The following is a 26,532-nucleotide window of genomic DNA, read 5'->3' as shown; positions in this document are numbered from 1 at the left end:
TGGTGTGTCAGCCGCCGATGCAGGTGCTGTTGGAGCAGGCGGACTGGCAGGTGGCGCCGCAGCCGTCGCCGGTGTCGTTCAGCAGTGCGCCGACGATCGGGGCGGACGCGACGGTCTCGATGTTGAGGTCGAAGTCCGACCCGCCGTCGGCCGTGTAGTCCGTCGCTGCCTTCAGGGTTGTGGTGCCGGTGCTCTGTGCCATCTCGTTCTCCTCACTACAGAGGTGGGTGGATGTGCATTGCCCGCCTGGTGGCGACGCTGGATGCGTCACGGCCAGGAGATCGTGACCCGCGTGTGTGGCCGCTCGATGATTCGGCCCGCGGGAAGCTGGTCGTCCGGCGTGCCGGCCGGGTAGACCTCGATGTGCGCCCTGTGGTCGCGGTGGTCGCGGTCCCACGCCTGGATCTCCTCGACCAGGAGCTCGGCGACCTTCTGGCCCTCGGGCCCGTGGCCGATCGCGCCCAGCTCGAACCGGTCGGAGTCGTCGGTGGGGCGGACGGTTCGGTAGGCGAAGCTGCCGCCGTCGACGAGGGTCGGCACTCCGAGCGGGGAAGCGGAGGCGACCAGGCCGCGCTGCCGGGCAGTGGGCTTCGCGGCCATCAGAGGGAGGTTGTCCAGGGTTGTCGTCAGCCACAGGTCCAGGTGCTCGCTGGACTCGTCACCCGCAAGCGTCACGCCGGACCAGGCCGTGGTGCGGGGCGTTTGCAGGGCGGCGCTCAGGGCTTCGGTGTTGGGTTCGGGGTGGCCGTCCAGGCGCAGGCCGATCTCCTCGCCCTCGGTGTCGTGGATGAGGGCCAGGCGCACGCGGTTCTCGCCGGCGCCTTGCATCGGCACGAAGCCGCACAGCTCGAACCCGTCGCTGACGAGGCGCTCGCCGTCGCGGATGAAGGCGATGGTGCGGGTCATGCCGCGCATGCGCAGTGGGACGACGAGCCGGCCGCCCTCGGTGAGCTGGTGAATCCAGGCGGGAGGGATGTCAGCCGCCTGCACGGTGACGATGATCCGGTCGTACGGGGCGTGGGCTCCATCGCCGTTCTCGCCGTCGGCGGTGATGACGGTGACTTTCGGGTAGCCGGTCGTCTCCAGGAAGTCCTTCGCGCGCCGCGTGACATCGGGGTCGATGTCCATGGTGACGACGTGGCCCTGGTCCCCGACCAGTTCGGCGAGGTAGGCCGCGTTCACGCCGCCGGATCCGATCTCCAGGACCCTCATGCCCTGCTGGATGTCGGCCTGTTCGATCTGCATGGCCTGGATGCGCGGGGCGGACACCGAGCTGATATGCGTGCCGTTGGCGTCGGTCTTAGTGATCGCGGCCTGTTCGGGCTCGTAGACCTTGGCCATGTCCTCGTCGGGTGCGGCCAGGTGGCGGGGAACGGAGCGGAACGCGGCCACAACGCGGGGGCTGCGCGCTGCGCCGAGTTCGATGAGCTGCTGCACCATCGTGTCGCGCAACTCCTGCTCGGAGGCAGCAGACTTGTCGCTGTTCTCTGTCGTCATGCCGGGGACGTTATCCACGAGCGGTCTCCTTCTCGGCGCCCGAGCGCCGAGGGGGGTAGGGGGCTGATGTTTCGGTAGGCAACGCGGGATGCCGCGCCGTAGGTACGGCCGTCATGCCGCCTCCCTGAGGCACTGGTTGTCCACCAGGAGCTCCAGAAGTTCGTTGACATTCCAGGCCATTCGGCGAAGGTGGCCGACGACTTTCATGTGATCGCCAGGCAGTTCCGCGCAACGCATAGCACGTCCGTTCGCCACGAGTTCGGCGACCTTCTCGTCCTGCTGCTCCACCTTCGAGGTGACCGCGAGGTTCACCAGTCGCATCAGGTGCCCGCGGAGCCGTAAAGCCATGTCGTCGACCTCTTCTTCGCCAGGCGTGTAGTGGTCGAGTACAACCGCGAGGTCTTCCAGCAGGGAGCCGTCCACGTACGGCTGCCATCGCTGAACCTTCTGAAGGACCCACCGGAGCCGGTCCGCGTCTAAGGGCTGGCCGGCCTTCCTCACGGGGTGGTCCCAGCGCGGGACGGTGGGCGTTGCGGTCACGATGCCCCCATCGCTGGAACGTTGAGGCAGCACCAAGTGGTCGCGCCGGCGTCGCTGGTTCCCCAGCTCCCGCCGTTGGCCTCCATCAGGTGCTTGACAAGCAGCAGGCCCCGCCCTGACTCGGCGTCGGCGTCCGCCTGCTTGGGGGCGGCCACGCCCGGCATGCCGTCGCTGACAGCGATGCACAGGGTCTCGTCCTCCTCCACCTTCTCAACGGTGATGGTGAGGGTGATCTGCGTGGTGCCGCTGTGCAGGAGCGCATTCGTGAGCAGCTCCGTGACGATCAACATCACGTCCTCGCACAGCGCTTCGAAGCCGCAGGATCTGAGCCGGTCAGCCGCGATCCGGCGCATGATGCCGATGCGGACGGCGTCCTCGGTGCGGGGCGGCTCGTTGCCGCGGCGGGGGGCAACGCGGACGGTCTCGTTCAGCACGTCGCCGCAACGGCGGGGGAACGCGCGGAACGCGCGTACAGCTGTCGTCGTCATCGCTGCCCCTCGGTGGTTGTCTGCCAAGGCAGGCCCATCCCCCACGGGGCGGGGGGACGAGCCCGCGACACCGGCCGGCGGTGGAGCCCGACGCGATGCGTGTTCAGTTCAACGGGCAGGAGCCTGCAAGGGGCAGGAAAAACGGCGGGGGTGGTGGTCGCAGCCGACCGGAAATTTCCGGTCTTCGCGTTCACCGGCCATCAGCACAGGGCTACGGTGAGTAGGTGACCGGAAATTTCCGCCTCAAGATCGCCATGGCCGAACGGGGCTTTCAGCAAGCCGAGTTAGCCGAGGCCGTCAATGCAGAGCTACTGGCCGCAGGCGAGCGGGACAGTGTGGGGGACCGCACCGTACGGACGTGGCTGACCGGAAAATCCACATGGCCTCACCGTGCCAAGCGCAACGCCTTGGAGGCAGTATTTCGGTGCACCATCGAGGCCCTCGGGTTCTACCCGCCAGGGGCGCCCGCACCGCCGCAGGAGGACCCGGACGTGATCCGCCGCCGCTTCCTTACCGGCGCCGGAGGTACAGCTGCCGCCGTCGCCATACCTGTCGTGTCCGCCCGCCCGTCCGCGGTCGGCACCTCGGACGTGATCCGGCTCCGCAAGGGCATGGACGGCCTGACCGCCCTCGACCAGAAACGCGGCGGACACGCCGGCCTCGAACGCGACGCTCTCGCCGGCGCGGCCGAAGCCGTCGCACTTCAAAGCAAGGCCGCAACGCAGCGGATCAGACAGCGCCTGTTCAGCGTCGCCGCCGACTACACCGCCATGGCCGCCTGGTCCTGCATCGACGCCCGCCAGCTCGACCGCGCACAGACCCACCTCAACGAAGCACTCCGGCTCGCCGGGATGGCACAGGACCCCGTGGCACAGATGCGGGTGTGGAACTCCACCGCCATCCTCGCCCACCAGCGCGGTGACAGCGGAGAGGGCCTCGCCGCCGCTCAGGCCGCACAGTCCACCGCGATCACCCGCCATGATCCGCTGTTCGGCTCCCTCGCTCACGCCCGCGCCGCCGTCGGCCACGCCAACCGCGGCGACGGGCAAGCTGCCATCCGCTCTCTCGGATACGCCGAGGATGCCTTGAGCAAGGCCCAGCAGCAGCCGCGGCCAGGCTGGGTGGCGTTCTACGGGCCGGCGGAGCTTCACGCCCTGGCCGCGATTGTCCGCGAGTACCTGGGACAACCGGCCGATGCTGAGGCCGCTTCATACAGGGCTCTTGCCGCCTTGCCCAAGGAGTACCGACGCAACCGGGCGATGACCACGGTCCACCTTGCCGTCGCCCAACTCCATCAGGGCGACGCCGACCAAGCGTGTGCATCCACCGAGGGCGTGTTCGACCTGATGTCCGGCAGCCCGCTCCCCGGGCGCCTGCGGGTCCTGCTCGGCGACTTCTACCGTGACCTTCTCACCCATGCGCCGTCTGCCCAGGTGGCGCGAGAGTGGGCCGACCGTTACCGATCCGAATGGAGCACCCGTTGAGCACGGCAGTGCAGCTACGCCACTACGGCCATGCCGACCTTCCCGACGTCCGGCAAACCCTGCTCGACGTTCACGCCGACGCCTACGCCGACAGGCGCCATGAGGAGTTCGTGCAACGGTTCCCCTGGTTCGTGGACCACTGGGGCGGCCGGGAAGCGTGGGCGTGTGTGGTCGCCTACGAGGACGGCGAACCCGTCGGGTTCACCTACGGGGCGCCGGGCGAGCCTGGCCGCGAGTGGTGGCGCGAGTACCTGGACGAGGAACCGGCCGATCCGTCCACGTTCTCGGTGTCGGAACTGATGCTCAGGCCGAAGTGGCGCAAGCAGGGCCTCGGGGAGCAGCTGCATGCCGCACTGCTCGCGGACCGGCCGGAGGCCCTTGCCGTGCTCACCGTCGACACCAAGCGGCCACGCCTGCAGGCACTGTACGAGAGCTGGGGATACCGGAAGGTCGGCGAGCGTCAGCCGTTCCCGGACTCCCCGCTGTACGCCGTGATGCTCAAGGAACTGAAGCCCGCAGCTTGACCCCGCACCGCTGCGGCCCGCTCCCCTCGCTCCGCCCGGGGGCGGGTCGCCGGCCGCGTTCAAAGAGATGCCCCCAGGAGAACACAGCCCGATGGGCGCTGATCGGGCCGAGGCTGGCCGCCGACCTCCCCCAGTGAAAGTGGGTCAGGCGTTGTAACCCTTCTGCCTGACGCCCGGCCCCCACTTCGCAGCGACCTCGACGAAGCAGCTACGGCACAGCGGGTTCGCGCCGGTGCCGTACCGCTTGCACTTGGCGTAGCACTTGCAGCACAGGCCCTCCTCCGAGGAGTCCCACACCGAGCTCGGATAGTCCCTCAGTGGGGTCAGTGTGGGTGTAGCCATGGAGCGCGTCCGTTCTGGATGGGCGATGTGCGGCGGTATCGCCTCGAACGCAGAATAGAACACCCCGACCTCGGCTCTCTGTCAGTGCCGCGCCGTACAGTGTTCGTATGCCCCACTCCTTCCGGCCTCACGGCCGGGTGACGCCTGTCCTGGACCAGGTCAACGAGAGCATCCGCCATCTCATGCAAGAGCCCGCAAGCGACGAGCGCACGGCCTCGTACGCTCGGCTCCTCGCAGATTGGGCCGACGTCACGCGGGACATCGTCAACCAGGCCGCGTAACGAACTTCGCCCCCGCTCGGATGGTCGAGCGGGGCGGCAAGGTCCAGCCGAAAAGCGCAGCGAGCAGCCAATACGGATAAGGACTGGCACCAACGTAGCAGCAGCCACTGACATCATCCTGGGGCAGGTTCAGCGGTCGGCGTGCGCCTCGGCGAAGTGGTCCGTGATGGCCCTCTCGACACGCTCGCGAACTGCTTCGGCGCGGGCGTTCGCCAGCACGGTGAGCGCCTCGCTGAGCTCGGGTCGGCGGCAGCCGGAGCAGCCCCATCGGCTCCAGGCCGGGGTGCTCGTCGTGGTGCCAGCTGCGCGCGGTGATCACCGCGCGCGAACCGCACCAGGCCCTGCAACGCGGAGTAGAAGCCGAGGTCGGGAAGCAGACCCGACACACAGTCAAGTGCGTACACGCGCGAGCGCGCGCTGAACCATACCCTGCAACTGGGTGACGATCTGTGTGAGTAGAGTCATGGTTGAGATCAGTAGCTTCCCGGACCGTGGTTGATCGCGGTAACCGGCGTGACGGATGGTGGTTGCCTTGAGCGTGGAAGAGCTTGCCCAGAAGGGGTACCTGACGTCCGACGGGATCAAGGGGAAGCGGTTCGGAGACTTCGAGGTCCTCGAACTCGGAGCTACAACTGTCACCAGGCTTTCGAAAGCAGGCCTGGACTTCACGCCCGCCAGCACGGTCTCCTTCCCTTGCCAGCGCTACAAAGCACCTAAGCGCGCCGGCCAGTGCAAGCCTGACAACATCTATGTGCATCGAGTTGCAGGAAGGGTAGTCCCTGTCGCGGTTGCCGAATGGAAGGACAAGGCGCGTCTTCGCAGGGCAGAAGACGAACTAGCGGCAGCAGAGCAGGCCGTGGTGGGCGCCTTGGCAATGGGCGTCCGTCTCGCCCTCACCACGGATGGTGAGCGGTTTCGCTACATTGATGCAGCCGCTTCGGCCGCATCAGGCAAGATCGTGGAGATTACCGAGAGTCGAGACTTTACACCATCCGTCCTCTCGGATCTCTACCGTGGGGAATCCGATGTGCAGCGAGACCCTCGACCGCTGTCCGAGACTGTCTGGCAAATCATCTGGCACGCCACGAAGGCCGAGCCGAAGGACTGCCTGCTCACCTTCGTTGAAATCTTCATGTTGAAGTTTTTGTCCGACAACCTTCCGCTGTCCGTCCTGCCTGCCGACTACCGGTTCGACGTCCTTTTGTCCGATCCTGAGGAGTTCAAGCGCAATAAGGGATGCTCCCAGATTGAGTATTACGTCAACAGCATCCGCCCCCGCATCAAGCAGATCTTTGCCGAACGACTGATTGTTGATGACGATAAGGTTCGGAACCTCTTCGGTCTCGCAACCGTCACTTCTTACACTTCAATTATCAACGGGTTCGCTTTCCTTCGCTCGTCGGTAACGACCACTATCGCCTCTTACAATCGCACGTTCTGTGAGATCTTGGAGGAATTCCAGAACTTTGGGGCTCTGACGAACATCGACCCAGAGTTCAAGCTGCGCCTCTATGAGACCTTCTTGAAGCGTTCGGCCCGCCAGCAGCGTTTGGGACAGTTCTTCACGCCTCGGAATATCGTGAAGCCCATGGTCAAGATGGCGCAGCTGAACGCCCTTCCTGACGACTCCGTCGTACTAGACCCCGCCGCTGGCGTGGGCGGCTTCCTGCTCGAGCCTCTACTCTTCCCGGACGCACTGCCCGGAAACGTCAGCTTCGTCGATGGCCAGCCACGGCAACGAGTCAAGCTCGTGGGTATCGACGTAGATGCCTCCACGAACATACTGGCGAAAGCCAATATGCTGTTGCACCTTGCTGAATCTGTGCGTGATCCACAGACCACTCCAGAAGCCCTGAATCAGGCTCTCGTTAACACGTTCCTCTTGATGAATGACAACGAGACCCTGGGCGGATTGCTCTACCCGCCCAGGGACTCAGTTGATGTAATCCTCACCAACCCCCCGTACGTCACTCAGGGATCTTCGATCTATCGAAAGGAGATTGAACACGTCGAGGGGAAAAAGAATGGCGTGTACCTGGAGAGCTATTACGATACTGGCGGCCTCGGAGTGGAGGCCCTATTCCTCCGCTACATCTCTGGCGCACTCAAACCCGGGGGGCGGGCCTTCGTCATCGTTCCTCTGGGACTACTCAATCGAACCGCCCAGAGGATGAAGAAAGAGCTACTCCGAGAGTGCAACATCCTGGCAAGTTTGCAGCTCCCCCGCAACGCCTTCTTCAACACTGCTCAGCCTACATATATTTTGATCCTGGAGCGACGCAGGGTTAAGAATCAGTCTCGGCCGCCAGTGTTTTGCGGGATCGCTCGCAGCATCGGCGAGACCCTTGACTATGAACGAGTTCCGACTCCTGACGACAATGACCTCGCAATCCTGGCTGACTTGTTCGTTCATTACGCGAACACCGGCATGGGAGAGAAGGTTCCACGCCCCACTCGTTACGAGGATTGCGCATTCGCAAAGATCGTCCCAGCTAGTGCATTTGCGCCGGACGAGCGGTGGGATGTAATCCGGCACTGGACAGATGCTGAACACATTGAACTTGGCGAGCGGTCGGACACGATCGAGCGCGGAGAATTCATTGACCTGGCAACTGAGACTCTCCAGGAGTTGATCGACGACCTTCGACAGGCCAAGGAGGAACTGGCTCGGCTGCAGACTGGCGCCACAAAGGTATTCGCACTGTCGGATGCAAGCAGATTCCAAGTCAGATCAGGGGTCAGGATTCGCAATGTCGACCTGCGCGACCACCCTGGAGAAGTCCCCGTGTATTCGGTTTTCACTCGCCCGGAGACAGTCAAGGGATACATCGACCGGGATTGGCTCAAGGATCGCGGAGTTGAGTCAGAGACCTACCCCTCTGTGACTGTCATGGCTACTGGAGCATCGGCCGTGGGCACAGTCTTTTATCGAGAAGCCAACTGCGTGATGACTGACGACGTGGTCATCGTCCAACCATGGCCCAGGGAATCCGAGAACGGACAGCTCGAACTGGGAGCCGAAACCAAGGCTGAAGATAAGGGAACGGATATCGGGAAGCTGCCCGAGCATGATATCGATCTCAGTTTCTTGGCTGTCGCCCTGGCTCAAACAATCGCACAAGGGGGCTACCTATATGAAGCGAAGCTCTATACCAGGCGAGTCGCCCAGTTGACCATCGAAGTTCCTGTGGATGGAGCTGGGAATCCAGATTTGGAAAGGCAGCGACAAATTGCAGCTGTCGCTAAGCGACTGGATCAAATTCGGTCGAAGCTGCAAGAAACCGGGACATGGAGCAAGAGTGTTCGCCTAGCCTGAGGCTGGCCTCCCGCGTCACCTTCACGGCCCAGAACGGCAGAGCACCCGCCCCGGAGCGGGAGGGCGGGTGCTCAGTCACAGGTGCGGGCGTCAGCGCACGAAAAGGGCAATCGCGCCTGTTGCCGCGCCCGCAACACCAGACAGGGCGCCCAGGACGCCGAGCGGCCAGCGCCGCGCCTTGAGCGCTTCGACTTCGGTCCCGAGCGCGTCGAGGGCCTTCTGCGTGTCGTCGCGGAGCCTGACGAGATCCTGCTCGTTACGGGTGGATCGCTCGACGAGGACAGCCAAGCTGCCCTTGACCTCAGCAAACCCCGTGGTAACCGTGCCTCGCAGCCGCTCCAGCTCGATCGCGACGGCAGACGCCTCCGGCTCCGGGGCGCCGCTCACGTGCGGCTCTGCCTGAGCAGCTCGGCGACGTCGTCCGTCGCCTGGTACCGCGGGGGCTTCGCGTAGCCGAGCAGCACACCGGCCGCGCCCTTGAGCCAGGCCGGTCCGTGGTACTTCTCGGCGAGCCGCTCGACGAACCGGAACACGACGTAGTACGCGGCGGCGACGCCGAGCGTGATCGCTGTCTGCACCGTGTGGGAGTCGACGGAGAAGCCCAGCCTGGACACGACGACGATCACCCAGCCGGCGAACAGCGGCACCAGCGTGCGCAGTACGGAGGGCAGCAGCATGACGACTCCCTTTCAGACGTTGGGCACCCGGAGCTTGTTCCAGGTGGTCGGGCCGGGCGGCCACTTCGCGGCGGTCCCGCTGTACCCGCACTTGCGCTGCCACGCCTCGTACGAGTCGACGTCGGCCTGGCCGAGCTTGGGCCCGGGGCCGACCTTGTACCGGCCGCACCCCTCCTCGACGAGCCGCTTCCCCATCGCGGTGAAGATCGGCGAACTCTTGCCGAGCGCCGGCCCGTCCCCGTTCATGAAGAACGCTTCACCCGGGAACGGCTCGTGCGTCGGCTTGGCCGGGGCCTTGCCGGTGGCGCGGGCGACGATCCCCGGGAACACCACCTCGCGGAACTGCTTGACGCGAGCGCCGCCGGGGCAGGCGTGGGCGTCGGGGTTCCACGCCGAGAACATTCGGTGATAGCCGTACCCAGGGTCGTCGGCCGACCGGCACAGCCGCAGGGGGATGCCGTGCTCCTGGTGCAGCCACACGCCGAGCCGGATGAGCGTCTCGACCTGCTCGTCCGTCCAGGGGTCGCTCGCTTCGAGGTTCGATGCCGACTCCAGCGACACCGCGCCGGTCCCGTCCGCGCGGCGGTTCGCGGCGGCGTTCGCGTCCGCTCTGGTCTGCGTGCCGATGAACTGGCCGAGCGAGCCGTCGTAGCCGAGCCCGAAGTGCGATTCGAGGTTGGTCGAGTCGCGCCAGTATTCGTACGTTCGCTGCGGCGTCCACGGGGCGACGATGCTGTGCACGATGAACTGGGTCGGCCGGATCGCCGGTTGGCTGTCCGACTCCGGTTGCAGCTCCATCTTCTTGGCGAACGGGCACCATGCCACGGTCAGACCCCCTTCGGGTGAGGAGGCCCGGCCCAAAACCAGCAGCTCAGAACAGGAGTGTAAGTGCTCCCCAAGTCGTTGGCTCAACGCATCGGCTGAGGCGGGGTGTAGCCAGAGAGGGTCTGCGCGACGCCCGTGTCGAATCCGCCCGCCACCAGTGCGTCGTACGCCGCCTTCTTCCGCGCGGTTTCCTGCGCCTGGATGTCGGCCTGGTTCTGCTCTAGGGCTGCCTCGACCGCCTGCCGCTTGCTGTTGTACTCGTCCTCGGTAAGCAGCGTGGCGTCCGCAGGGTGCTGCGGGCTGGCCTCGCTGGTGACGCGCTCCTGAACGGCGCCGCCGGGAAACTCGTAGTAGAACATCTGCTCTGCTGCCATGGCTCGGCCCCTTACTGCGGGTTGGAGAACACCCACGCGCGGAGCGTGGCCTGAATGCGGGGGATCGTGGCGCCGTTGGATCCACGGCCGGCGTCGATGTCCATCGTGATCGTCCGCGTCTCGCCGGGGTTCAGCGTGAACGGGGTGATCTTGTTGTCCTGCGAGTGGACCGCGAAGACCGTGGTGTCACCGCCGTTGGCGAGGTAGTTCATGTCGTCGCCGTCGATGCCGGCCATGGCGCCCGCACCGGGAGGCAGGTTGAAGTCCAGATCGACCTCCCGGAACAGAATCCCCTGCGCGACACGGCACGGGTCCGGGTTGGTCACGGTCAACGTCAGCTGCCGGATGGTCCGCTCGGCCACCGTCGGAACCGCCAGCGCCGGGCTCTGGACCTGGTTGATGGCGTTCGAGAAGTTGTCCTGGCGTACCGGCGGGGCCGTACGCAGGACGCCCGAGCTATCGCAGTAGACGCCGCCGCCCTGGTCGTCGACGTCGCACGCGTACGGCCAGGTCCCAACTGCCGCAGCGAGAGGCGTACCAGTAGAACCGTCGCCCGTGAGCCCGCACCCCGTTGCGGCGACGGCACCGGTTGAGCTGACGACGTAGGGGTTCGAGGTGCTGCCGCTGCCGTCGACCTCGACACCCGACCCCGCAGTAACGGTGCAGGTGCACCCGCGGGCACCACCGCAACAGGCCATGGGGACCACTCCCTATCAGAGCGCCTCGCCCGGCCCAGAACCAGCGGCTACCAGGAGTCTAGCTTTCCAGCACCTGCACACGATCTACGCCGGTCCCCTGGTAGCCGGACAGGCGACGGGCCACTGCTTCCGGCAGGATCGCGACGAGCGCAAGGTACGCGCTCCTCGCCTCGGCCTCCTGTTCCTCCTGGACCGCCGCCTCTGCCGCGGCGCGCTCCTGCTCGATCACGCCGAGCGCGGCCGTGTACTCCTCGGCACTCAGCCTGACCGAGCCGTCGGGGACGGACACGCTCACACCGTCCGACAGCGTCACTTCACGCAGACGCCCGTCATCGAACTGGTAGTAGCGCGTCGTCGTCGTGGTCTCGTCCACAGCACGGGCCCCGATCAGCTCAGAGGGATGGAGAACAGCCAGGCTCGGATGGTGGCCTGAATGCGGGTATAGGTGGCGCCACCGGCACCCCGCCCAACCGTGATGTTCAGGGGGATCGCCTGAGTGCCGCCGGCCGGGATGGTGACGTTGTGCATCACGCTGTGCTGCCCGTGCCATGCCGTGATGGCCGTGCTGCCGGAGTTCCTCATGTAGTTGACGTCGTCACCGTTGATCCCTGACGCTGCCGCGCCTCCGTTGGCCGGGAGGTTGAAGTCCACATCAACCGTCCGGTGCACGATCACGAACGCGGCCCGGCACGGGTCCGGGTTGGCCAGGCTGACACTGATCGTGTCCACCGTCGTCTCAGCGCTCGATACCGTGCGCGCGGCGAACGCGTCGTTGATACCCACCTCGCGGTAGCGGGCCCGAAACGGCGGGTCGGTCTTCAGCTGACCGGTGCTCGGGTCGCAGTAGACACCGCCGCCGTTCGCCGAGATGCCGCAGCTGAACGGCCAGGTGGCGACGTTGGCCTCCACGGGGGCACTTCCGGAACCATCGCCCTGGAGGCCGCAGCCAACGGACACCGTCGCCGCGCCCGTGGGCACGAACAGGCAGCCGTCCGACCCGTACGTGAGGTTGTTGCCCGTGTCGGCCGACGGGCAGGCTGTGATGATGCCCGTCGAGGAGTCGTAGGCGATGCCGTCCCCGGCGGACAGGCACGGCCGGACGTCCTCACAGTCGATGACGGCCGACACCACATAGGGGTTCAGGGTGCTTCCAGCACCCGTCACCTCGGCGTTCTCACCGGCGATGACAACGCAGTTGCAGCCGTCGCCGCCGCACTGACACCTGGCCAAGATGCCCACCCTTTCGAGGTGATCCGGCCCGGCCCAGAACCAGCGGCTGAACGTCAGTCTACGGCGGCCCCTTGTGCCGACATCGGCTGCTCATCACCCGTAGAGCTCGATGATGACGATGCCGTTGCCGCCCGTGCCGCCGTCGATGTCGCCGCCGAAGGAGAGGCCCCCGCCGGCGCCGCCTCCGCTGCCGCGGGGGGAGTCTCCGTTGCCCTCTGTCGTACGGCCACGACCACCCGTGCCGAGCATGCTGTCGCCGCCCTCCCCTGCCACCGCGAAACCGCCGGTCAACCGGATCGAGGCGCCCGAGGCGCCGCCACCGGCCCGGAAGTTGCCGGTCGCCGCGTTCGGCCCGTTGATGCCCGCCGAAGTGTTCGCGGTTGTGCCTGACGGCATGTTCGACGTACCGCCGTACCCGCCAGGTGCGTTGATGAAGCCGCCGAATTGCGACGCGCCGCCGTCATCTCCGTCGGAGCTCGCGCCGCCCGCGTCGCCGCCCGCACCGACGATGATCGTCTCGCTCGTGCCGAGCGCCGACGCGTTGATGAGCGACTCACCGTAGGCGCCCCCGGTCCCGCCCGGCCGTGCGATCGCCTCACCACTGTCCGCGTTCGCACCGGCCGAACCACCACCGGCGCCCTGGACCTTCACCCGGACACGAGCGAGCCACGGATACGACGCCTTGCGGAAGGTGTACGTCCCCGGAGTGCTGTAGTAGAGGATCTGCCGCAGGCCCATCGTCCCCGGCTTCAGGCACAGTTCACCGCTCTCAGAGACAGTGAAGTAGTCGTCACACACGCACGCGCGGGCCACCCGGAATCACCCCATGAATCCGACTTGGTGCCCGGCCCAAAACCAGCGGCACCGAAAGGGTACGTGCCAGTCAGATATCGGCTGGCTCGCCGCTCGCGGTGACGTGCACCTGCACCCCGGCCCCGGCAGGCAGCAGCGGCAGCAGGCCCAAGCCGAGGAGCGGCTGCGTCCGCCACACGCGGACCGTCGCGCTCGAGGCAGTGACCTGTTCCAGGGTCACCGTCACCGTGCGGTCATCGCCCGGGTTGGGGTCGACAGGGAGCGCACTGATCACCGGGGCCGCCGCGAACGGCTTGGCGTACGTCCAGGTCACGCGGCCGTCCGCAGCCGTCGTGATGACTGCGGCAGCAGGCGCCGCACCGCGTGGTCCGGGCGGCCCCTGCTCACCCCGCTCACCAGGCGGGCCAGGCAGTCCCGGCACACCCGCCGGCCCCGGCACGCCCCGTTCTCCGGGCGGGCCAAGTGGCCCCGGTACACCCTGCTCCCCTCGGAGACCTGGCTCACCCCGGGGCCCCGGCACACCTCGCTCACCCTCCGGTCCCGGTACGCCCTGCTCCCCCTGGGGCCCGCGTCTGCCCGGCTTCCTGGACAGCGTCCGGGACTTGCGGTTCAGATCGCGCAGGGCGCCGCCCATGGGGTTGTCCATCGTGCGCCGTGCCGCGGATCCTCTCGCCGCCATCAGTCCCCCAGATCGCTACTCAAGGGCGCCAGCGTGACTTGGACGCTCTCGCCGTCGCCGTCTTCCGAGACCTTCACGCCGCCGATCTTCAGCCGCTGCCGCAGTGGCCGGCAGGTCGCCGCGGTGGCGACGTCCACGCACCAGCCCGGCACGAGCTTGGCCACGTCCACCGCGGCCTCCGGCGACAAGGTCACCTCGTCGGAGTTGAGGAACACCGGCACCGGGTAGGCCGCCGCCCGCTTCGACCGCGCCGCCGATGCCGCCGAGGCGTTCGTCGTCACCGAGGTCTCCTCGACGCTGCGTTCGAGGAGCCCGTAGTAGGAGTCCGTGCCGCCCGAGACGCCCTTGACGCCGCTGTCGTCGTCGCCGTGCACGATGTAGCGGGTCGCGAGGGCGGAGCCGTCCTCGGCGACGACCAGGCCCTCGGGAAAGTCGACGTCCGTGAGCATGCCGACGCTCGCGTCCCAGTCCTCCGGCATGAGGACGATCGTGGAGCCGATGGCCGTGTAGTCAAGGCCGGTGTCCGCGAGATCGCGGAGGTGATCGCCGGTCTGCCCGATGTCCTCGGTGTACTGCCGTCCGCCCTCCACACCGGAGGGGTTGAGGATGTCCACCGTGTGGCCGGGGTCGTCCGGCGCGAACGCGTCCTCGATCAGCCAGTTCGCGATGTCGGTGAGGTCGGAGCCGTCGAAGACGATCGACTGGTGAGGGACTCGCCGGTCAAGCCAGACCAGGATGTCGGAGGCCCACAGCTCCACCTTCCCGAAGGACCACTCGGCTTGGATGATCGGCCCCTCCCACACGGTGACACCATCACGGGCGAGGACCAGCTTGTGTCGCCAGGTGCGGACGTTGCCGAGTTGGGCGCAGCAGTCGCCGTCCGGGATGACCACGACGTGCGCTGTGCTCACGTCGTCCAAGATCCTCGTCCAGTCGACGGACACCAGCATGTTCGCCAGCGTCACGACCGAGCCGCGACGGTCAACGATGTAGGCCGAGTGGACGCCACACCCTGCTGAAGACAACGGGCCCCCTGTGGGAGAAGGAGGCCCGGCCCAAAACCAGCGGCGCCACACCAGGCTAAGGCGTGGTCCGCAGACCGCCCGACCCGCTTACGCGGCGGCGATCACTCGCCCCGAAACAGCTCCCGGCAAAGACGCTCGGACTACGCGGTGCTTAACCGTTACAGGCCCAGCGGCCAGTGATGTGGAACAGCGGCTTCTCCTGGTCGTTCTCCTGCTCCCAAGGGGCAAGCCAGGCGTCCAGAGTGCCGGAGGTCAGTCCGTGGTCGATCGTGACCAACGCTCTGCCCTTATTGTGATCTTCAGGGAGGTAGTAGACGTACTGGAACTTCCCAATCCCGCTACCAAGCACGACGCTGCTTGGAGCCTTGTCCGAGGCAATGTCGAAGGTCAGCACGCCCGACTCGCCGTTCGTATCGGCGTCGTACACCGCAAAGTGCCTGCCTGGCTTCGGAGAACCGAAGGAGGCGCCATTTCCGATGGAGATCTCCCAGCCGATGCCGTTCATGCGCACCGTGAACTGTGCTTCCCAGGCGCCGTCATCAGCGGGCATCACGCACTGCGTGGCACCATCGGGCACGATGTAATCGTAGTGGGCCCCGCTCTTGCCGTGGAGTACCTTCAGCGCCCCGCGAGTGCTTCCCTTAATGTCTCCGCTGAAACGCAAGTCGGTTCCAGCCGGCGGTGTGCTCGGCGAATCACTTGCCTTCGGTCTCTTCTTTGCGGCCGGGTGCTTACTCGCGGCCGGGCCCTTGCTGTTGACGGGATCCTTGCTGCTGGCGGGGGTGGACCCGTGAGCCATGCAGGCCCCTACCGTCGCCAGCGCAATGACAACGCCAACGATCGCCTTCTTGCCAGCCATGTCCGTTCCGTCCCCCAAGTACAGGATCATTCACCTCAAGCGGCACCGGGCCGTGGCCGCGAGGCACGACAAACTCGCCATCCGCTACGACGCAACCGTACTTACCGCAGCCCTCAACGAATAGCTGCGCCCAGTACTTTCGCGACAGATTCCTAGGAACTGAAGGCCAAGGCGCCGAGGATGAAGCCGAACACCATGCCTGCAACGGAAAAGCCCAGGGCCAGGGCGGCGTGCGGCTCCTTCCGCTTCATTGCGAGTACCGACAGCACTATGGCGAGAGGCCCGAGAACGATGGGAAAGAAGAGCAGGGATACTGCCGCGCAAGCAAAGGCGCCCCAGACGAAGCTTGCCGATCTGCCGCCGCCTGGCTCACCATATGCGGTGCCGCACTCATGGCAGAAGGTCTTGACCGTTTGCGTGAGAGTTCCACAAGCGGAGCAGAGCTTGGTTGGGGACTGTTCAACCGGGGCCGCGCTCATTCGAAGCTAGCCTTCGCGGTCGCGAGGATCTTCTTGTTCGGGCTGGCGAACAAGGCATAGAGGTTGTCAACCGCCGCAGTCGAGCGGAGCGTGAGTTGGGTGTGCCCTGAATGTCCACTCGGCACCACAGTGATGATCAACTCGCCATTGGTCGAAAACGTCTTGTATGCGCCAGTCACCTGCCCAAGGACCGTACTCGTCCGTACGTCCTTGAATCCGGCGGTCATGAGGCCCTTGGCGCAGCGGGTGAGCCACTCGTCGCGTTCTCCAGCGACGACCAGGGTCTCCTCCACGCTCTTACGGATTGCCACTTGACTCCTCTGCGGCCAAACATCAACAGAAAGTATGAAGAGTGTGGCGATTGTGGACCTTCCATGGAAGTGCCGTTGCTGTATCGTGATCATGAGTGGCGCGTCACGAGATCCTCCCCTCCACGGCCGTGAGGGTCGTGCGACCCTGTCGACGGAGCGGGCAGCGGCACGGCTTTGTGAGCGAGGCGTTCCTCGGCCAGTCAGTAACCTCGGCCGGTGACCCCGATCGTCAGCCGTGCGTCGTCGGCGGGCGGGTGTATCGCGTCCGTTTCCAGGCAGACGCAGATCGAGGCGCAGTCGAAGGCCGGCCATGTGGGCGGGGCGCCGTCGGCTCCCCACACACTGGTGCTCGTCTCGCACTCTCCGCCGCACTCCACGGTGGCGCGGCCGATCTGCCCGTCCAGGAGGAGCGTCCCCCCTGCGGGGATGAAACTGACCTCGAACACTGCGAGCGGATCACAGCGCTTGCGGTCCGCGATCTCCGCGCACGACGCGTCGCCGTCCTGCTCTGCGCGCTCGTAGAAGGAGATCGTCAGGCGTCGCAGGTCCTCGCTCCCGGCGAAGACCGAGATCACCGGCACGTCCGTGCCCCACGCGGGACGGTTGGACAGGTCGAGCTCGTAGCACTCCCTGTTGGTGGCGAGCGCTTCACAGAAGCAGGAAGAGGGCACGGCCGGTTGCGGGGGCGACGGCGGTGTGCACGCCGGATCCGCGCACGCGGCCGCCACGTCCGGGCAGCCCGCGAGCCTGCACCCGCCGTCGGCGCACTCACCGGATGCTCCAGTGCCGGTGTGCAGACACCACGTGATGCACTCGGTGCCGTCGTCGGTCGGCAGGTGGACGTCCAGCAGCGGGATCTCGTCCGTCCACGCCCAAGGGGTGGCGGCAACGAGAACGAACTCCACGGTGATGACGTCCGCTCCGATGGAGCACCGGCCGGAGCTGCACGAGCCGTCGCCGTGCCGGGTCGTGACCGTCGGCCCCTCCACGAGCGCCACGCGCCGGTAGGTGCGGCGGTGCCGCTCGTTGAACTCCTGCGCTGTCTCCTCTTCTCCGGGACAGCAGTTGAACATGGTCACGCAGTCGCCGCCGCACGCGCTGCCGGTGCAGCCCTGCAACGCCTCTGCCAGGAAGTGCAGTCCGTACTCCACCGCACAGCAGGTGGCGCCGAGGAGGATGCCGGTCACGGTGATGGTGCGCGGCTGCACCCGGGCGGGGCCGAGCGCGCCGCCGCCGATGACGGCGTTCGTGACCGCCCGTTTCACCGGATAGTCGTCGATCCCGTCGAAGGAGAGCGGCAGGAACCCGGCGAAGTCAGCGCTCTCGGGGACGTCAGGGTCGTACCAGGGCGCCGGGTTATCCAGGTCGTCGGGTGTCGTGTACGGCTGGCCGTCTTGGTCGAGGACGACCGGGGCGAGGGTGTCGCAGCCGCAGATGTCCGAGCCGGAGTCCAGCGGCGAGCCGACGGTCTCGAGGTAGGCGCGCAGGCGGGCCGTGTTGATGACCTCGATACCGCCTACCTGGAGGAAGTCGGTCAGCACGTGACACCCCTAGTTCGGTGAGGTGCCCGGCCCACAACCAGCGGCGCCCCTCAGCTTACGGCCGCCCCACCAGGTCACATGCTGTACGTCAGCGCCATGCGGTGCATGACCCGGGCGGCCGTCGTCTCGGTGTCGCCGACCTGGGAGATGTTGAACACGGGCGCGATGGTGACCGCGCTGTCGCCGCCGGACGAGGCGGAGCCGCCACCGGCGAGCATCTCGCTCAGACCTGACTGGGCGGCGAGTTGCCGCGCCCGCTTCGGCTTCGTCAGCGGGATGATCACCTCGGGGCCTGCCTCGCCGACGAGGGCGTGCGTCGGCCCGAGCACGATGCCGCCCTCCGCGAACGGCAGGTACTTGCGTACGGCCGAAGGGAGGCCGCTCTTGATGCTCGACATGATCCGCGAGCCAATGTTGCCGAGAGCGCCGACAATCCTTCCGGGCAGGCCGGAGAACATGCTGACGATCCCGGAGATCATCGAACTCACCGCGCCGGTCACGCTGCCCAGCGCCGACCGGAAGACGCCCGCGAGCCGCGACCCGAGCCCCGACAGGGCAGAGACGATGCGGCCTGGCAGGCTCGAGAAGAACGACACGATGGACGAGCCGACGGAGCGGGCAGCGGACAGCGCGCTGGAGCCGGCCGAGCGGAACACCGACGCCAGTCGGCCGGGCAGCGCGGCGAGCACGCTGACGATCCGGCCCGGCAGCTGCGCGAAGAACGAGGCCGCCGAGGAGATGAACGAGGAGATCGCGGCGCGTGCCGTGTTGAAGGCGGACGTGAACGCGGACAGGATCACCGACCCGAGCGTGGACAGCGCGGTGAGGATGCGGCCGGGCAGCTCGGTGAAGATGAACACGATCCCGGCGATCGCGGTCAGCAGCGCGATACCGACGGCGGCGACCGCCTGGACGAACAGGTTGACGAGCAGCCCTGGCAGCGCGGCCAGCGCCGACATGATCATGCCGGGCAGTGAGGTGAAGAATCCGACGACCGCCTGGAACCCGGTCGTGAACCACGTCGTGACGGTGGTGACGAGCGTCGTGAAGAACGTGGAGATCGTCGTCCCCAGCGTGGTGAGCGCGGTGACGATGAGGGTCGGCAGGTTCGTGATGAACGTGACGGCGCCCGTCAGGATGGAGACGAGCCCGGTGATCGCCCCGACGACGCCCTGAATGATCGGGACGACGACGTTGATCACGGTCCACCCCGCGAACGCGACCGCGATCTGCAAGACCGGCCCCAGGAGCTGGAGGATCTGCACCACCAGCGGCGCCAGCGCTTCGACGAGCCCCACGAGCGATGGGACCAGCGGCATGAGCGCCTGAAGGATCGCGTCGAACGCCTGGACGATCGCCGGGAGGACGGGCAGCAGCGCGTCCGCGAGAGCCTGGTAGACCGGGACGAGCGCGGTCGCCACCTGCACCAGGGCGCCGGCCAGCGTCGACAGGACCGGGGCGAGGCTCTGGAAGAGCTGAGCTATCGCCTGCCCGACACCGGCCGCGAGCGGTTGCATCGCCGTGGCCAGCAGCGAGAACGCCTGGGCGATCTGCGGCAGGACCGGCATGAGCGCGCCGACCAGGGCCTGGATGATCGGCGTGAACAGCGTCGCGAGGTTCTGCAGAACCGGTGCGAGTATCTGCGCCAACGTCGCGACGAGTTGCCCGGCGAGCGGCAGCAGCGGGGCGATCGCCTGAACGATGGAGCCGATCGCCTCGCCGACGGGGCCGAGGGACGGCCCGATGGCGGCGAAGGCCTCCGCGAGCGCGGACGCGACGGTCTGAAGGCTGGGGGCGATCGCAGCCAGGGCGGGCCCGAGCGCGTTGATGACCCCGGTGATCGCCGGGCCCAAGGTCGAGAAGACCGGGGCGAGGGCGGGCGCGATCTGCCCGAGCTGCGTGACGAGCGCGGACAGGATCGGCCCGAGCTGGGCGGCGACCGTCCCGAGCGTCTTGAAGACGTTCCCGATCGCCTCCTGACCGGCCGCGCTCTGGACGAAGCCACGGAACGCCCCCGTGATCGTCTGGAGGTTGTTGAGCAGCCCGCCACCCGCACCGCTCGCGGCGGGGAAGACGCTGGACAGGATCTGCCCGACGTTCGAGGCGATTGCGCCGAGCTGCTGGAAGACGCCGACCGCACCCCGTACCGCTTCGACCGCCCGGCCCGACGCGGCGAACTCCGACAGGAACGTCCCGACCTGCGCACCTACCTGAGCGATGACGCCGGCGACTTGCGACCCGAAGGCCTGCGAGACCGCCGCGGCGACGTCGAGGAAGCCTTTCGCCAGAGGGGCGACTACGGCTTGCAGCCCGGACGCGGCCTGCGTGGTGCCCTGGATGATCGAGCGCAGCGGCCCGACGGCCTGCTGCGAAGCCGCGAACTTCAGGCCCTCGTCGGCGGCCTTCCCGAACTCGGTCGCGAGGCCGGCTAGCTCCGTCCGCAGCGGCAGCAGGTTGGTGATCGCTGCCTTGACGTCACCGGCGAACTGGGCGAAGAACGCCTGCTGGATGGACTGCTGGACCCGCGTCAGCTCCGGCGCCAGGTCGCGGACGGCGATGACGGCCTGCTGCGCGGCCGGGGCGAGCTTCTCCAGCGACTCCTGGAACTTCGCCGCGTCACCCGTGAGCACGGCCGACAGCGCGTCGCTGACGCCGAGGACAGCGAGCCGGAGGGTACCCAGCGCCACCCGGGCCCCGGCGAGCACGGCGGGGAAGGCGGCGACGATCCCGGCGGCCGGTGCGAGAGCCGCCGTCAGCGTGATGACGCCCTGGGCAGCACCGGCCGCCGCGACACCGAGGACGCCGAACCGCAGCGCGGACGTGAGCGCCGCACCGGTACGCCCAGCGATGCCGGAAAGCCCGGCGAGCGCCCGGGTGAACCGGTCGCTGTCGACGTCGACGTTCGCGTGAACGGTGACGTCGGGGACGTTGTGCGCGCGGATCCGCGCGTCGAAATCGTCCAGGTCCGGGATGACCCGGATGCTCACCTCTTCGCCGGCGAGCAGGGCGCGGATCCGCTCGACGAACCCAGTCAGGTCGGGGGCGACCGGGACATTGATCGAGTCGAGCGAGCGGAGCCCGTTGAGGAGCTGCGCGTCGAACCGCCGGAGATCGGGGTCGACTCGGACGGTGACCGAGGCGGCGTTGAGGCCGCGCTGGATGTTCCGCCGGATCTGGTCGCCGACGTTGCGCGTCGCGCGGTCGAGCGCCCGCTGAATGCGGATGCCGAGGTCGCGTGCGTCCCGGACGATCCCGCTGTCGTCCAGCGTGATCGTGATCCGGGCGGACCCGTAGTCCTCGTCCTCGCCGGCCACCGGGCAACCCCGCTTTCGCGTGTGGTTGCCCGGCCCAAAACCAGCGGCTACGGCCGCGCGTGAGCGCCTGCCGTGGTCTCCAGACTATCCGCCTACCTGCGGCTCTGTAGGCGGCCGTCCTCGGCCGCCGCCTGCGACATCAGCGCCCGTGCCTGGCTTGCGTCCATGCGCGCCGCGGTGCGTGGCCTCGCCCCCTCGGCCGGCCGTCGACGGGCCCCCTTCGGCGGGGCGTACAACTGGGCCCGGTTCCGGGCGCGGGCCGCGTCGTCCTCCGCCGCCGCGTCCATGGCCACCTCGGCGGCGTTCAGGAGGCGTCTCAGCGGCCACGTGTGGGGGTCGACGCCCTGGAGGGCGAGACTCCCGTCCCACGCCTCCCAGCCTGCCGCGATGGAGTCGAGAAGGCGGAAGACGACGTAGTAGGGCGGTTACCACCACCCCCGTACAGCTCGACGACCCATTCGAGGAGCTCGACGATGACGCGGGTGGGCAGGCGGAGCGCGTCGGCAACACGGGCGCCCTCGTGCTGGGCGGCGAACTCCTCGGCCTGGTCGAAGTCCTGGAACGTCTCCAGCGTCTCGCCGTCCCTGACGACGTTCAGCCGCAGGAAGAGGTCCGCGGAGTCTTCGAGCATCTGCCGGGCGAGGAACAGGCGCAGGGCGCGGACAGTGCGCCGTACGTCCTTCGGGTCGGCTTCGGCGAGGTTGTCCATGTCCACACCCTTCGCTTTCTGCGCGTCGCGCAGCTCGGCGTAGGCGTCCATGAACTCATCCCCCATGACCTCCGGTTGGAACTCCAGCTCAGTTCCGCCGATATCGGCGACGTGCGGTTCGGTGTGAAGTGCAAACGACTTCCTCACGGGTGGTTCCTTGTCTCCCGCTCCTTGCCCGGCCCAAAACCAGCGGCGCAGGCCAGAGTACGGCTCCAAAGAGCTGGCACAGAGCCTGTTTCAGCGGCAGCCGACGGATCCTCATGGCGGAAACAGCCCATGTTGCGGCCTGTCAAGACTCACCGTCTTCTGTGTCCTCTTCACGAACGCTGCCGGATGCGCGCCGTGACGAACGCTGCTTCCGGCCGCTTCTCACTCCGCCACGCCCTCGAAGCGTGACACCCGCCTCGCTGAGCATCCGGTGAACGAAGCCATACGGGCGACCGGTCTCCTCGGCCAGCTCCCGGATGCTCACACCGGACTTATATTTCGCCGCTAGTTCTTCCGCGAGATCGGCCCGCGCGGTGCCGGTTAGACTCCTGTGCCACTCTGACTCAAACTGCTCCTCCGGTGGATATTCCGCGTCCGATGCATACCCCTCCTCGGATTCCCCCTCCCCTACTGACGGGGTCTCCTCCGCCGCAAATGCCTCGAAGCTGCGCTCGTCAAGATAAGCCGCAGACTCACTTGGTGAGGAAGTGGTACCCCTATGCACTTTTCCCTCTGCCCAGCCGACATATATCGCCAGAGCGAGCAGGAAACCAGCTATAGCTGTCAAGATGACGAGCACCACCATCAACTAGTCACCTCTCTCGGCAAGCCACACGGCATACATTCCACAAGCCGCAGCGAGAGTGAACAACGCGACCGACATAGCGATATAGCCTGCCGACGGGACACCGGTATCCGCAGAGAGGCGAGCGCTGAAACCCAGACTCACAGATCCCAGAAGAACACTGACGAGAACCGTCAAGGCACGAGCACGTGGCCGCCGTTCGGCGACAGCAGAGAGCAGGTCCGTCACCCCGCCAACCATGATGACGATGCCTGCCAAGATGAACTCCACGCCACCAAAAATGAACGCCGGTGTCTTATGACCGGCGCCGGTGATAAGAGGCCAACAGACCGCCATGAGGGAAAATAGGACAACCCCGATGGTCCAGAGGTATAGGCGTGTTTTTCGGGAGGAAGGGCTGACGAGGCTCTTCCTGAGCGCCGCTTCACGGGACCTGAACCAGTCTCGGATCCACTTGATCATGACGCGCCTGCCTCGACGTAATGCCCCCAGCTCCAACCATAAGGTCAGGGCTCCCCGACCGCGACTGACTGAGAGCGGAGGTCAGCGGCCCTGCTGGAGCGCACGCTGGAGGAATTTGTTCGCCCGCGTCCCTGGGTGGCGCACGTATGCGGAGAACACGGTTCGGCCGGCGACGTCAAAGCGGAGGGCTTTCGTGCGGCGGGGGCGGATCATGTGGGGCCGGGTGCCGTCGAGCACGAACCGTACCGCGGGGTGGTCGCAAATGATGACGCCTTCGAGGCCGCGCGGCCCGTCCTGCACCTTCCAGGAGATGTAGGAGCCCATGGACCCGGGCGCCTCTCTCTCGGCGATCTCGGCGACGCGTTCGGTGCGCTGGCTGATCCGCCGGTGGGCGATGCTGCCCCGGGCGCGCAGCAGACGGGCGATCCGGCCGGGCTCGATGCGTACCTCAACACTCACAGTCGGCCTCCGGGCACTTGCAGCCTGGCAGCGCGATCGTCACGCGCTGCTCGACGCCGACGCAGCCGCCCTGCGGGCCGAGGGTCTGCTGACGGCCGAGGATGTACGGCCGGCCGCGCCGTCGTCCTCGTCCTCCGGTGGTGGCCAGACAGCAGGTGATCGCGTTGAAGACGGCGACCGCGTCGATGTGGGTGACCCGGGCCGCCGCTTCGAGGTCCTCGCACGATGGCGGGCAGCCCTCCTCGGTCGGGCCGGGCGCGCACCGCAGCAGGGTCACGACGAGTTCGACGGCCGTCGACAGGGGAGGCGTGCAGCCGCGTACGTTCTGCGGGCTGGTGTCCTCGGCGGGGAAGTTCGTCGAGGCGTACATGCGGGACAGGTTCACCGTCAGCTGCCCGCCGACGTCGCCGGTGCACGGGTCGGCGCACTCGTCCCACGCGGGCAGGCCGGGCACGAGGCAGCGCCGGCAGGTCGGGCAGCCCGGGTAGTCCTCGACCTTCGTCGCCAGATCGTCGAGGGTGGCGCAGACGCAGGCCAGGAGGTTCGAGGCGGCCTCATGGATGGCGAGCGGTAGGAGTGGCACAGCGGTTTCCCCTTCTACGGCCAGATCTGGAGGCGGGGGCGCTTGAAGTCCGGGCTGATGACGCGGCTCGGCGAGGTCTGCCGGTAGGGGTTCACGGCGGTCAGCCACATGTCGACGGCTGCGATACCGGTCCGCATCTCGGAGTAGATGACCGTCGGGTCGGCGAACTCAAGGTCGACTCCCTGCCGCGAGATCCGGCTCAGGTTCTTGTTCGTGGCGACCTTGCAGCCGCAGCCGCCCGAGCAGTCCTTGACGAGGTGGCAGACCAGTGCGCTGAACGCGGCGATCGCTGCCTCGTCGAGGGGCAGGCCGATCCGGTAGGTGACGCAGAAGGTGTTCGGGTCGCCGCACGGTGCAGCCATGTCCTGGCAGTCCGGCCAGCAGCCGCCGTCCGTACGGACGAGGAGCCCGGAGGCGTCGACGCGGTATGCGTCCGTCGGCAGCGTCTCGCCGTCGAGCTCCACCGCCAGGACGTCGTGCACCGGTCCTTCGAGGCGCACTTCGCAGAGCTCGCCGCAAGAGCAGTCGCTGGCGCACCCGCACACGCTGGCGTTGCGCCAGGCCCCGTCGCGGCCGAGGTACGGGATCCACGGCCCGGCTGTGGCCCTGCCCACGGTGAGCGGGTAGGAGTCGAGGCAGCGCTTCCGGCACGACCGCACCGTGTATGGGCAGGACGGGCCCCAGCGTCGGCCGGACAACGCCCACAGGATGAACGTGGCGACGGCCCGCTGGCGGTCGATGGTCTCCTGCTCGACGCCTTCCGGGAGTTGGCAGCAGTCGGGTTCGAACGGCCACGGCTCGCACGGGCCTATCCGCAGCATCAGCGTGGCCTCCGTACCTCGTACGGGCACGGCTGCGGGAACGCGCCGCGGATGTGCCGGCCGACGGCCCCGTTGTGGAAGCTGTCCGGCATCGTCGACAGGAATGGCGACTCCGGGTCGAACTGGGGGCCGCGCCGGGCGACCTTGACGTCCGTCATCGCCGTACCGGTGATGCCGTTGGTCACTCCGTACACGGTCCGCTTGTGGACGTCGTGGCCCTGCCCTACCTCCAGGGCGCGCAGCATGCCGTCTTTGTGGACGGGCAGCGGCACGTGCAGCTCGAAGGACGTAGGGGCCTTGTAGCCCAGGCCGACGAGGAAGGCGTGCGTTTCCCGCATCGCGGCCACGTACCCGGTGGAGCGGGAACCGTACTGGCCGAACACCTCCCGCACCGGGCCGCGGTGGAGCACCGGGAACGGAGACGGCTGCGGGGCCATGACGAAGAAGTCGTCGTTGGCCCACAGGAACGGGTCGGACACCTCCGGGTGCTCGCACGCGGCGCGCACCGCGGTGGTGGTGTTGACGTACGCGGGGAACCCGCGCTGGTGGGTGGGGATGTGGCGGGCACCGGCAGCCCACCACGGCCGGTAGCCGACGATCCACACATGCCGGTGCGGGAGGTGAGCCGTCCACGAGCGCAGCGCGAACCTGAGCTGCTCGTTTTGAGCTCCCTCCCGCACCGGAACGACGATGTCCGGCAGCTCCATTACGAGGCGAGGGACATGGAGTCGCAGGTCACCGGCGTGTAGTCACACGACGGCTCGGGCGGGGCGATGGTGGTGATGAACGTGCGCCGGTGGCAGGACGCGTCGAGCGGGGTGAGCATCGGGCCGGGGGTGCCGGCCGCGTCGAGCGGCTGCACGTCGTACGGGCCCACGCCCCAGGAGCCGCCCGCGCGGGTGGAGCCGGTGATCTGGAGGGTGACCGCCTCCGACCCGATCTCCAGGTCGCCGATGATCCCGTTGGTGACCCACGGCATCAGCCAGTACAGCCACTGGCCCTGGGCGCCGTCCGCGCACTCCTCGCCCAGCACCTCCGCCCAGAGTTCCAGGGCGAAGCCGGTGTTGCACTGGATGGAGCAGGTGTCGAAGCCGATGGGCTGCCCGTCGTAGCCGAGGTACACGGGGTTGCCGGTGAGGATCTCGATCATCTCCGGGGACACGGAGAACACGTTGAGCTCCAGGTCGAGCCCGTTGAACGTCGGGCAGCCCTTCTTGAAGCCGCAGACCTTGCCGTTCGCGGCCTTGTACTGGATGTCGTCGCCGTCGTCGGAGTTGACGTTCATGGCGAGGGAGCTGAAGCACTCGAACACGTAGCCGTTGTCGTCTCCGCAGACCGGGTTACCGCACTGGTCGACTCTGGTGATGCGCATGACGTCGGCGTTTGCAATCAGGGGGCAGGACACGCA

The 26,532-nt window shown here is 67.3% G+C and carries 30 protein-coding genes and 1 pseudogene; 3 read left to right on the top strand and 28 right to left on the bottom strand.

Features of this window, described 5'->3' with window-relative positions; all coding sequences use genetic code 11:
• Positions 1-7: 7 nt before the first annotated feature.
• The 4 genes from ABZ464_RS24065 to ABZ464_RS24050 all read right to left on the bottom strand — a co-directional run bounded on the left by ABZ464_RS24065 (position 8) and on the right by ABZ464_RS24050 (position 2,525).
• Entirely contained in the window at positions 8-202 is a 195-nt protein-coding gene (locus ABZ464_RS24065; RefSeq protein ID WP_359279688.1) for an FxLD family lanthipeptide, read from the bottom strand.
• 65 nt (positions 203-267) lie between these two features.
• Positions 268-1,497, bottom strand: a complete 1,230-nt coding sequence (gene fxlM, locus ABZ464_RS24060) for a methyltransferase, FxLD system (protein ID WP_359279687.1) — start codon at positions 1,495-1,497, stop codon at positions 268-270.
• Positions 1,498-1,608: 111 nt separating this feature from the next.
• The gene (locus tag ABZ464_RS24055) at positions 1,609-2,037 is read right to left on the bottom strand and encodes a DUF6415 family natural product biosynthesis protein (protein ID WP_133909683.1); all 429 of its coding nucleotides are present in this window, start codon (positions 2,035-2,037) and stop codon (positions 1,609-1,611) included.
• Positions 2,034-2,525 carry an ATP-binding protein gene (locus tag ABZ464_RS24050; protein ID WP_133910410.1) on the bottom strand — a complete coding sequence of 164 codons (492 nt, stop codon included), beginning with the start codon at positions 2,523-2,525 and terminating at the stop codon, positions 2,034-2,036. The genes ABZ464_RS24055 and ABZ464_RS24050 overlap by 4 nt, the downstream gene beginning before the upstream one ends.
• Positions 2,526-2,749: 224 nt before the next feature.
• Between ABZ464_RS24050 and ABZ464_RS24045 the strand changes: the two genes are divergently transcribed.
• Both ABZ464_RS24045 and ABZ464_RS24040 read left to right on the top strand, forming a co-directional pair.
• Positions 2,750-4,009: a hypothetical protein gene (locus ABZ464_RS24045; RefSeq protein WP_359279686.1), complete on the top strand. Its 1,260-nt coding sequence runs from the start codon at positions 2,750-2,752 to the stop codon at positions 4,007-4,009.
• Positions 3,994-4,533, top strand: coding sequence for a GNAT family N-acetyltransferase (locus tag ABZ464_RS24040; protein ID WP_133909682.1), 540 nt, complete (start codon positions 3,994-3,996; stop codon positions 4,531-4,533). Before ABZ464_RS24045 ends, ABZ464_RS24040 begins: the two co-directional genes overlap by 16 nt.
• Positions 4,534-4,677: 144 nt before the next feature.
• Here ABZ464_RS24040 and ABZ464_RS24035 read toward each other — a convergent pair whose 3' ends face one another.
• Positions 4,678-4,875, bottom strand: coding sequence for a hypothetical protein (locus ABZ464_RS24035; RefSeq protein WP_359279685.1), 198 nt, complete (start codon positions 4,873-4,875; stop codon positions 4,678-4,680).
• Positions 4,876-5,694: 819 nt separating this feature from the next.
• Between ABZ464_RS24035 and ABZ464_RS24030 the strand changes: the two genes are divergently transcribed.
• The gene (locus ABZ464_RS24030) at positions 5,695-8,472 is read left to right on the top strand and encodes an N-6 DNA methylase (protein WP_359279750.1); all 2,778 of its coding nucleotides are present in this window, start codon (positions 5,695-5,697) and stop codon (positions 8,470-8,472) included.
• A gap of 90 nt (positions 8,473-8,562) precedes the next feature.
• Here the strand turns inward: ABZ464_RS24030 and ABZ464_RS24025 are convergent, their stop codons facing one another.
• From ABZ464_RS24025 to ABZ464_RS23915, 23 genes and pseudogenes are all read right to left on the bottom strand, one after another.
• Positions 8,563-8,859, bottom strand: a complete 297-nt coding sequence (locus ABZ464_RS24025; protein WP_133909680.1) for a hypothetical protein — start codon at positions 8,857-8,859, stop codon at positions 8,563-8,565.
• Positions 8,856-9,149: a hypothetical protein gene (locus ABZ464_RS24020; protein ID WP_359279684.1), complete on the bottom strand. Its 294-nt coding sequence runs from the start codon at positions 9,147-9,149 to the stop codon at positions 8,856-8,858. Before ABZ464_RS24020 ends, ABZ464_RS24025 begins: the two co-directional genes overlap by 4 nt.
• Positions 9,150-9,161: 12 nt before the next feature.
• Entirely contained in the window at positions 9,162-9,974 is an 813-nt protein-coding gene (locus ABZ464_RS24015) for a peptidoglycan-binding protein (protein ID WP_359279683.1), read from the bottom strand.
• 83 nt (positions 9,975-10,057) lie between these two features.
• Positions 10,058-10,348 (bottom strand): hypothetical protein, encoded by a 291-nt coding sequence (locus ABZ464_RS24010; protein ID WP_359279682.1) that lies wholly within the window; start codon positions 10,346-10,348, stop codon positions 10,058-10,060.
• 11 nt (positions 10,349-10,359) lie between these two features.
• Positions 10,360-11,046 carry a hypothetical protein gene (locus ABZ464_RS24005; RefSeq protein WP_359279681.1) on the bottom strand — a complete coding sequence of 229 codons (687 nt, stop codon included), beginning with the start codon at positions 11,044-11,046 and terminating at the stop codon, positions 10,360-10,362.
• 58 nt (positions 11,047-11,104) lie between these two features.
• Positions 11,105-11,419, bottom strand: coding sequence for a hypothetical protein (locus ABZ464_RS24000; RefSeq protein WP_359279680.1), 315 nt, complete (start codon positions 11,417-11,419; stop codon positions 11,105-11,107).
• A 14-nt stretch (positions 11,420-11,433) separates the two neighbouring features.
• Positions 11,434-12,285 (bottom strand): hypothetical protein, encoded by an 852-nt coding sequence (locus tag ABZ464_RS23995; protein ID WP_359279679.1) that lies wholly within the window; start codon positions 12,283-12,285, stop codon positions 11,434-11,436.
• Between the two features lie 84 nt (positions 12,286-12,369).
• Positions 12,370-13,014 carry a hypothetical protein gene (locus tag ABZ464_RS23990; protein WP_359279678.1) on the bottom strand — a complete coding sequence of 215 codons (645 nt, stop codon included), beginning with the start codon at positions 13,012-13,014 and terminating at the stop codon, positions 12,370-12,372.
• Positions 13,015-13,159: 145 nt separating this feature from the next.
• On the bottom strand, positions 13,160-13,402 hold the full coding sequence (locus ABZ464_RS23985; RefSeq protein ID WP_359279677.1) for a hypothetical protein: 243 nt from the start codon (positions 13,400-13,402) through the stop codon (positions 13,160-13,162).
• A 365-nt stretch (positions 13,403-13,767) separates the two neighbouring features.
• On the bottom strand, positions 13,768-14,679 hold the full coding sequence (locus ABZ464_RS23980) for a hypothetical protein (protein WP_359279676.1): 912 nt from the start codon (positions 14,677-14,679) through the stop codon (positions 13,768-13,770).
• 265 nt (positions 14,680-14,944) lie between these two features.
• A complete protein-coding gene (locus ABZ464_RS23975; RefSeq protein WP_359279675.1) occupies positions 14,945-15,652 on the bottom strand; it encodes a hypothetical protein in 708 nt (235 codons plus the stop codon).
• A gap of 152 nt (positions 15,653-15,804) precedes the next feature.
• Positions 15,805-16,131, bottom strand: a complete 327-nt coding sequence (locus tag ABZ464_RS23970) for a hypothetical protein (RefSeq protein ID WP_359279674.1) — start codon at positions 16,129-16,131, stop codon at positions 15,805-15,807.
• Positions 16,128-16,442, bottom strand: a complete 315-nt coding sequence (locus ABZ464_RS23965) for a hypothetical protein (RefSeq protein ID WP_133909668.1) — start codon at positions 16,440-16,442, stop codon at positions 16,128-16,130. Before ABZ464_RS23965 ends, ABZ464_RS23970 begins: the two co-directional genes overlap by 4 nt.
• A 200-nt stretch (positions 16,443-16,642) precedes the next feature.
• Complete coding sequence (locus ABZ464_RS23960; RefSeq protein ID WP_359279673.1) at positions 16,643-17,983, bottom strand: hypothetical protein; 1,341 nt, start codon at positions 17,981-17,983, stop codon at positions 16,643-16,645.
• A gap of 74 nt (positions 17,984-18,057) precedes the next feature.
• Entirely contained in the window at positions 18,058-21,297 is a 3,240-nt protein-coding gene (locus tag ABZ464_RS23955; RefSeq protein ID WP_359279672.1) for a hypothetical protein, read from the bottom strand.
• A gap of 316 nt (positions 21,298-21,613) precedes the next feature.
• Positions 21,614-22,153 (bottom strand): hypothetical protein, encoded by a 540-nt coding sequence (locus ABZ464_RS23950; RefSeq protein WP_359279671.1) that lies wholly within the window; start codon positions 22,151-22,153, stop codon positions 21,614-21,616.
• 196 nt (positions 22,154-22,349) lie between these two features.
• Positions 22,350-22,541 (bottom strand): annotated as a pseudogene (locus ABZ464_RS23945) (helix-turn-helix domain-containing protein); the annotation flags it as partial.
• Between the two features lie 261 nt (positions 22,542-22,802).
• Positions 22,803-23,261 (bottom strand): hypothetical protein, encoded by a 459-nt coding sequence (locus ABZ464_RS23940; RefSeq protein WP_359279670.1) that lies wholly within the window; start codon positions 23,259-23,261, stop codon positions 22,803-22,805.
• An 81-nt stretch (positions 23,262-23,342) separates the two neighbouring features.
• On the bottom strand, positions 23,343-23,720 hold the full coding sequence (locus tag ABZ464_RS23935; RefSeq protein WP_359279669.1) for a hypothetical protein: 378 nt from the start codon (positions 23,718-23,720) through the stop codon (positions 23,343-23,345).
• Positions 23,710-24,303, bottom strand: coding sequence for a hypothetical protein (locus ABZ464_RS23930; RefSeq protein WP_359279668.1), 594 nt, complete (start codon positions 24,301-24,303; stop codon positions 23,710-23,712). Before ABZ464_RS23930 ends, ABZ464_RS23935 begins: the two co-directional genes overlap by 11 nt.
• Positions 24,304-24,317: 14 nt before the next feature.
• On the bottom strand, positions 24,318-25,124 hold the full coding sequence (locus ABZ464_RS23925; protein WP_359279667.1) for a hypothetical protein: 807 nt from the start codon (positions 25,122-25,124) through the stop codon (positions 24,318-24,320).
• Positions 25,124-25,831 carry a hypothetical protein gene (locus ABZ464_RS23920; RefSeq protein WP_359279666.1) on the bottom strand — a complete coding sequence of 236 codons (708 nt, stop codon included), beginning with the start codon at positions 25,829-25,831 and terminating at the stop codon, positions 25,124-25,126. Before ABZ464_RS23920 ends, ABZ464_RS23925 begins: the two co-directional genes overlap by 1 nt.
• Positions 25,831-26,496, bottom strand: a complete 666-nt coding sequence (locus tag ABZ464_RS23915) for a hypothetical protein (RefSeq protein ID WP_359279665.1) — start codon at positions 26,494-26,496, stop codon at positions 25,831-25,833. Before ABZ464_RS23915 ends, ABZ464_RS23920 begins: the two co-directional genes overlap by 1 nt.
• Positions 26,497-26,532 lie beyond the last annotated feature (36 nt).

Origin of the sequence: Streptomyces sp. NPDC005820 (assembly GCF_040630255.1) — a bacterium.
Lineage (GTDB): Bacteria > Actinomycetota > Actinomycetes > Streptomycetales > Streptomycetaceae > Streptomyces.
The sequence above is the reverse complement of the archived record's forward strand: the minus strand, read 5'-3'. Positions and strand labels throughout refer to the sequence as shown.

Excerpts from the sequence above, each read along its gene's own strand:
- ABZ464_RS24065 (WP_359279688.1), bottom strand. The coding sequence starts at position 202 with ATGGCACAGAGCACCGGCACCACAACCCTGAAGGCAGCGACGGACTAC.
- fxlM (WP_359279687.1), bottom strand. The coding sequence starts at position 1,497 with ATGACGACAGAGAACAGCGACAAGTCTGCTGCCTCCGAGCAGGAGTTG.
- ABZ464_RS24050 (WP_133910410.1), bottom strand. The coding sequence starts at position 2,525 with ATGACGACGACAGCTGTACGCGCGTTCCGCGCGTTCCCCCGCCGTTGC.
- ABZ464_RS24040 (WP_133909682.1), top strand. The coding sequence starts at position 3,994 with ATGGAGCACCCGTTGAGCACGGCAGTGCAGCTACGCCACTACGGCCAT.
- ABZ464_RS24035 (WP_359279685.1), bottom strand. The coding sequence starts at position 4,875 with ATGGCTACACCCACACTGACCCCACTGAGGGACTATCCGAGCTCGGTG.
- ABZ464_RS24020 (WP_359279684.1), bottom strand. The coding sequence starts at position 9,149 with ATGCTGCTGCCCTCCGTACTGCGCACGCTGGTGCCGCTGTTCGCCGGC.
- ABZ464_RS24010 (WP_359279682.1), bottom strand. The coding sequence starts at position 10,348 with ATGGCAGCAGAGCAGATGTTCTACTACGAGTTTCCCGGCGGCGCCGTT.
- ABZ464_RS24005 (WP_359279681.1), bottom strand. The coding sequence starts at position 11,046 with ATGGCCTGTTGCGGTGGTGCCCGCGGGTGCACCTGCACCGTTACTGCG.
- ABZ464_RS23990 (WP_359279678.1), bottom strand. The coding sequence starts at position 13,014 with ATGGGCCTGCGGCAGATCCTCTACTACAGCACTCCGGGGACGTACACC.
- ABZ464_RS23975 (WP_359279675.1), bottom strand. The coding sequence starts at position 15,652 with ATGGCTGGCAAGAAGGCGATCGTTGGCGTTGTCATTGCGCTGGCGACG.
- ABZ464_RS23970 (WP_359279674.1), bottom strand. The coding sequence starts at position 16,131 with ATGAGCGCGGCCCCGGTTGAACAGTCCCCAACCAAGCTCTGCTCCGCT.
- ABZ464_RS23940 (WP_359279670.1), bottom strand. The coding sequence starts at position 23,261 with ATGATCAAGTGGATCCGAGACTGGTTCAGGTCCCGTGAAGCGGCGCTC.
- ABZ464_RS23925 (WP_359279667.1), bottom strand. The coding sequence starts at position 25,124 with ATGCTGCGGATAGGCCCGTGCGAGCCGTGGCCGTTCGAACCCGACTGC.
- ABZ464_RS23920 (WP_359279666.1), bottom strand. The coding sequence starts at position 25,831 with ATGGAGCTGCCGGACATCGTCGTTCCGGTGCGGGAGGGAGCTCAAAAC.
- ABZ464_RS23915 (WP_359279665.1), bottom strand. The coding sequence starts at position 26,496 with ATGCGCATCACCAGAGTCGACCAGTGCGGTAACCCGGTCTGCGGAGAC.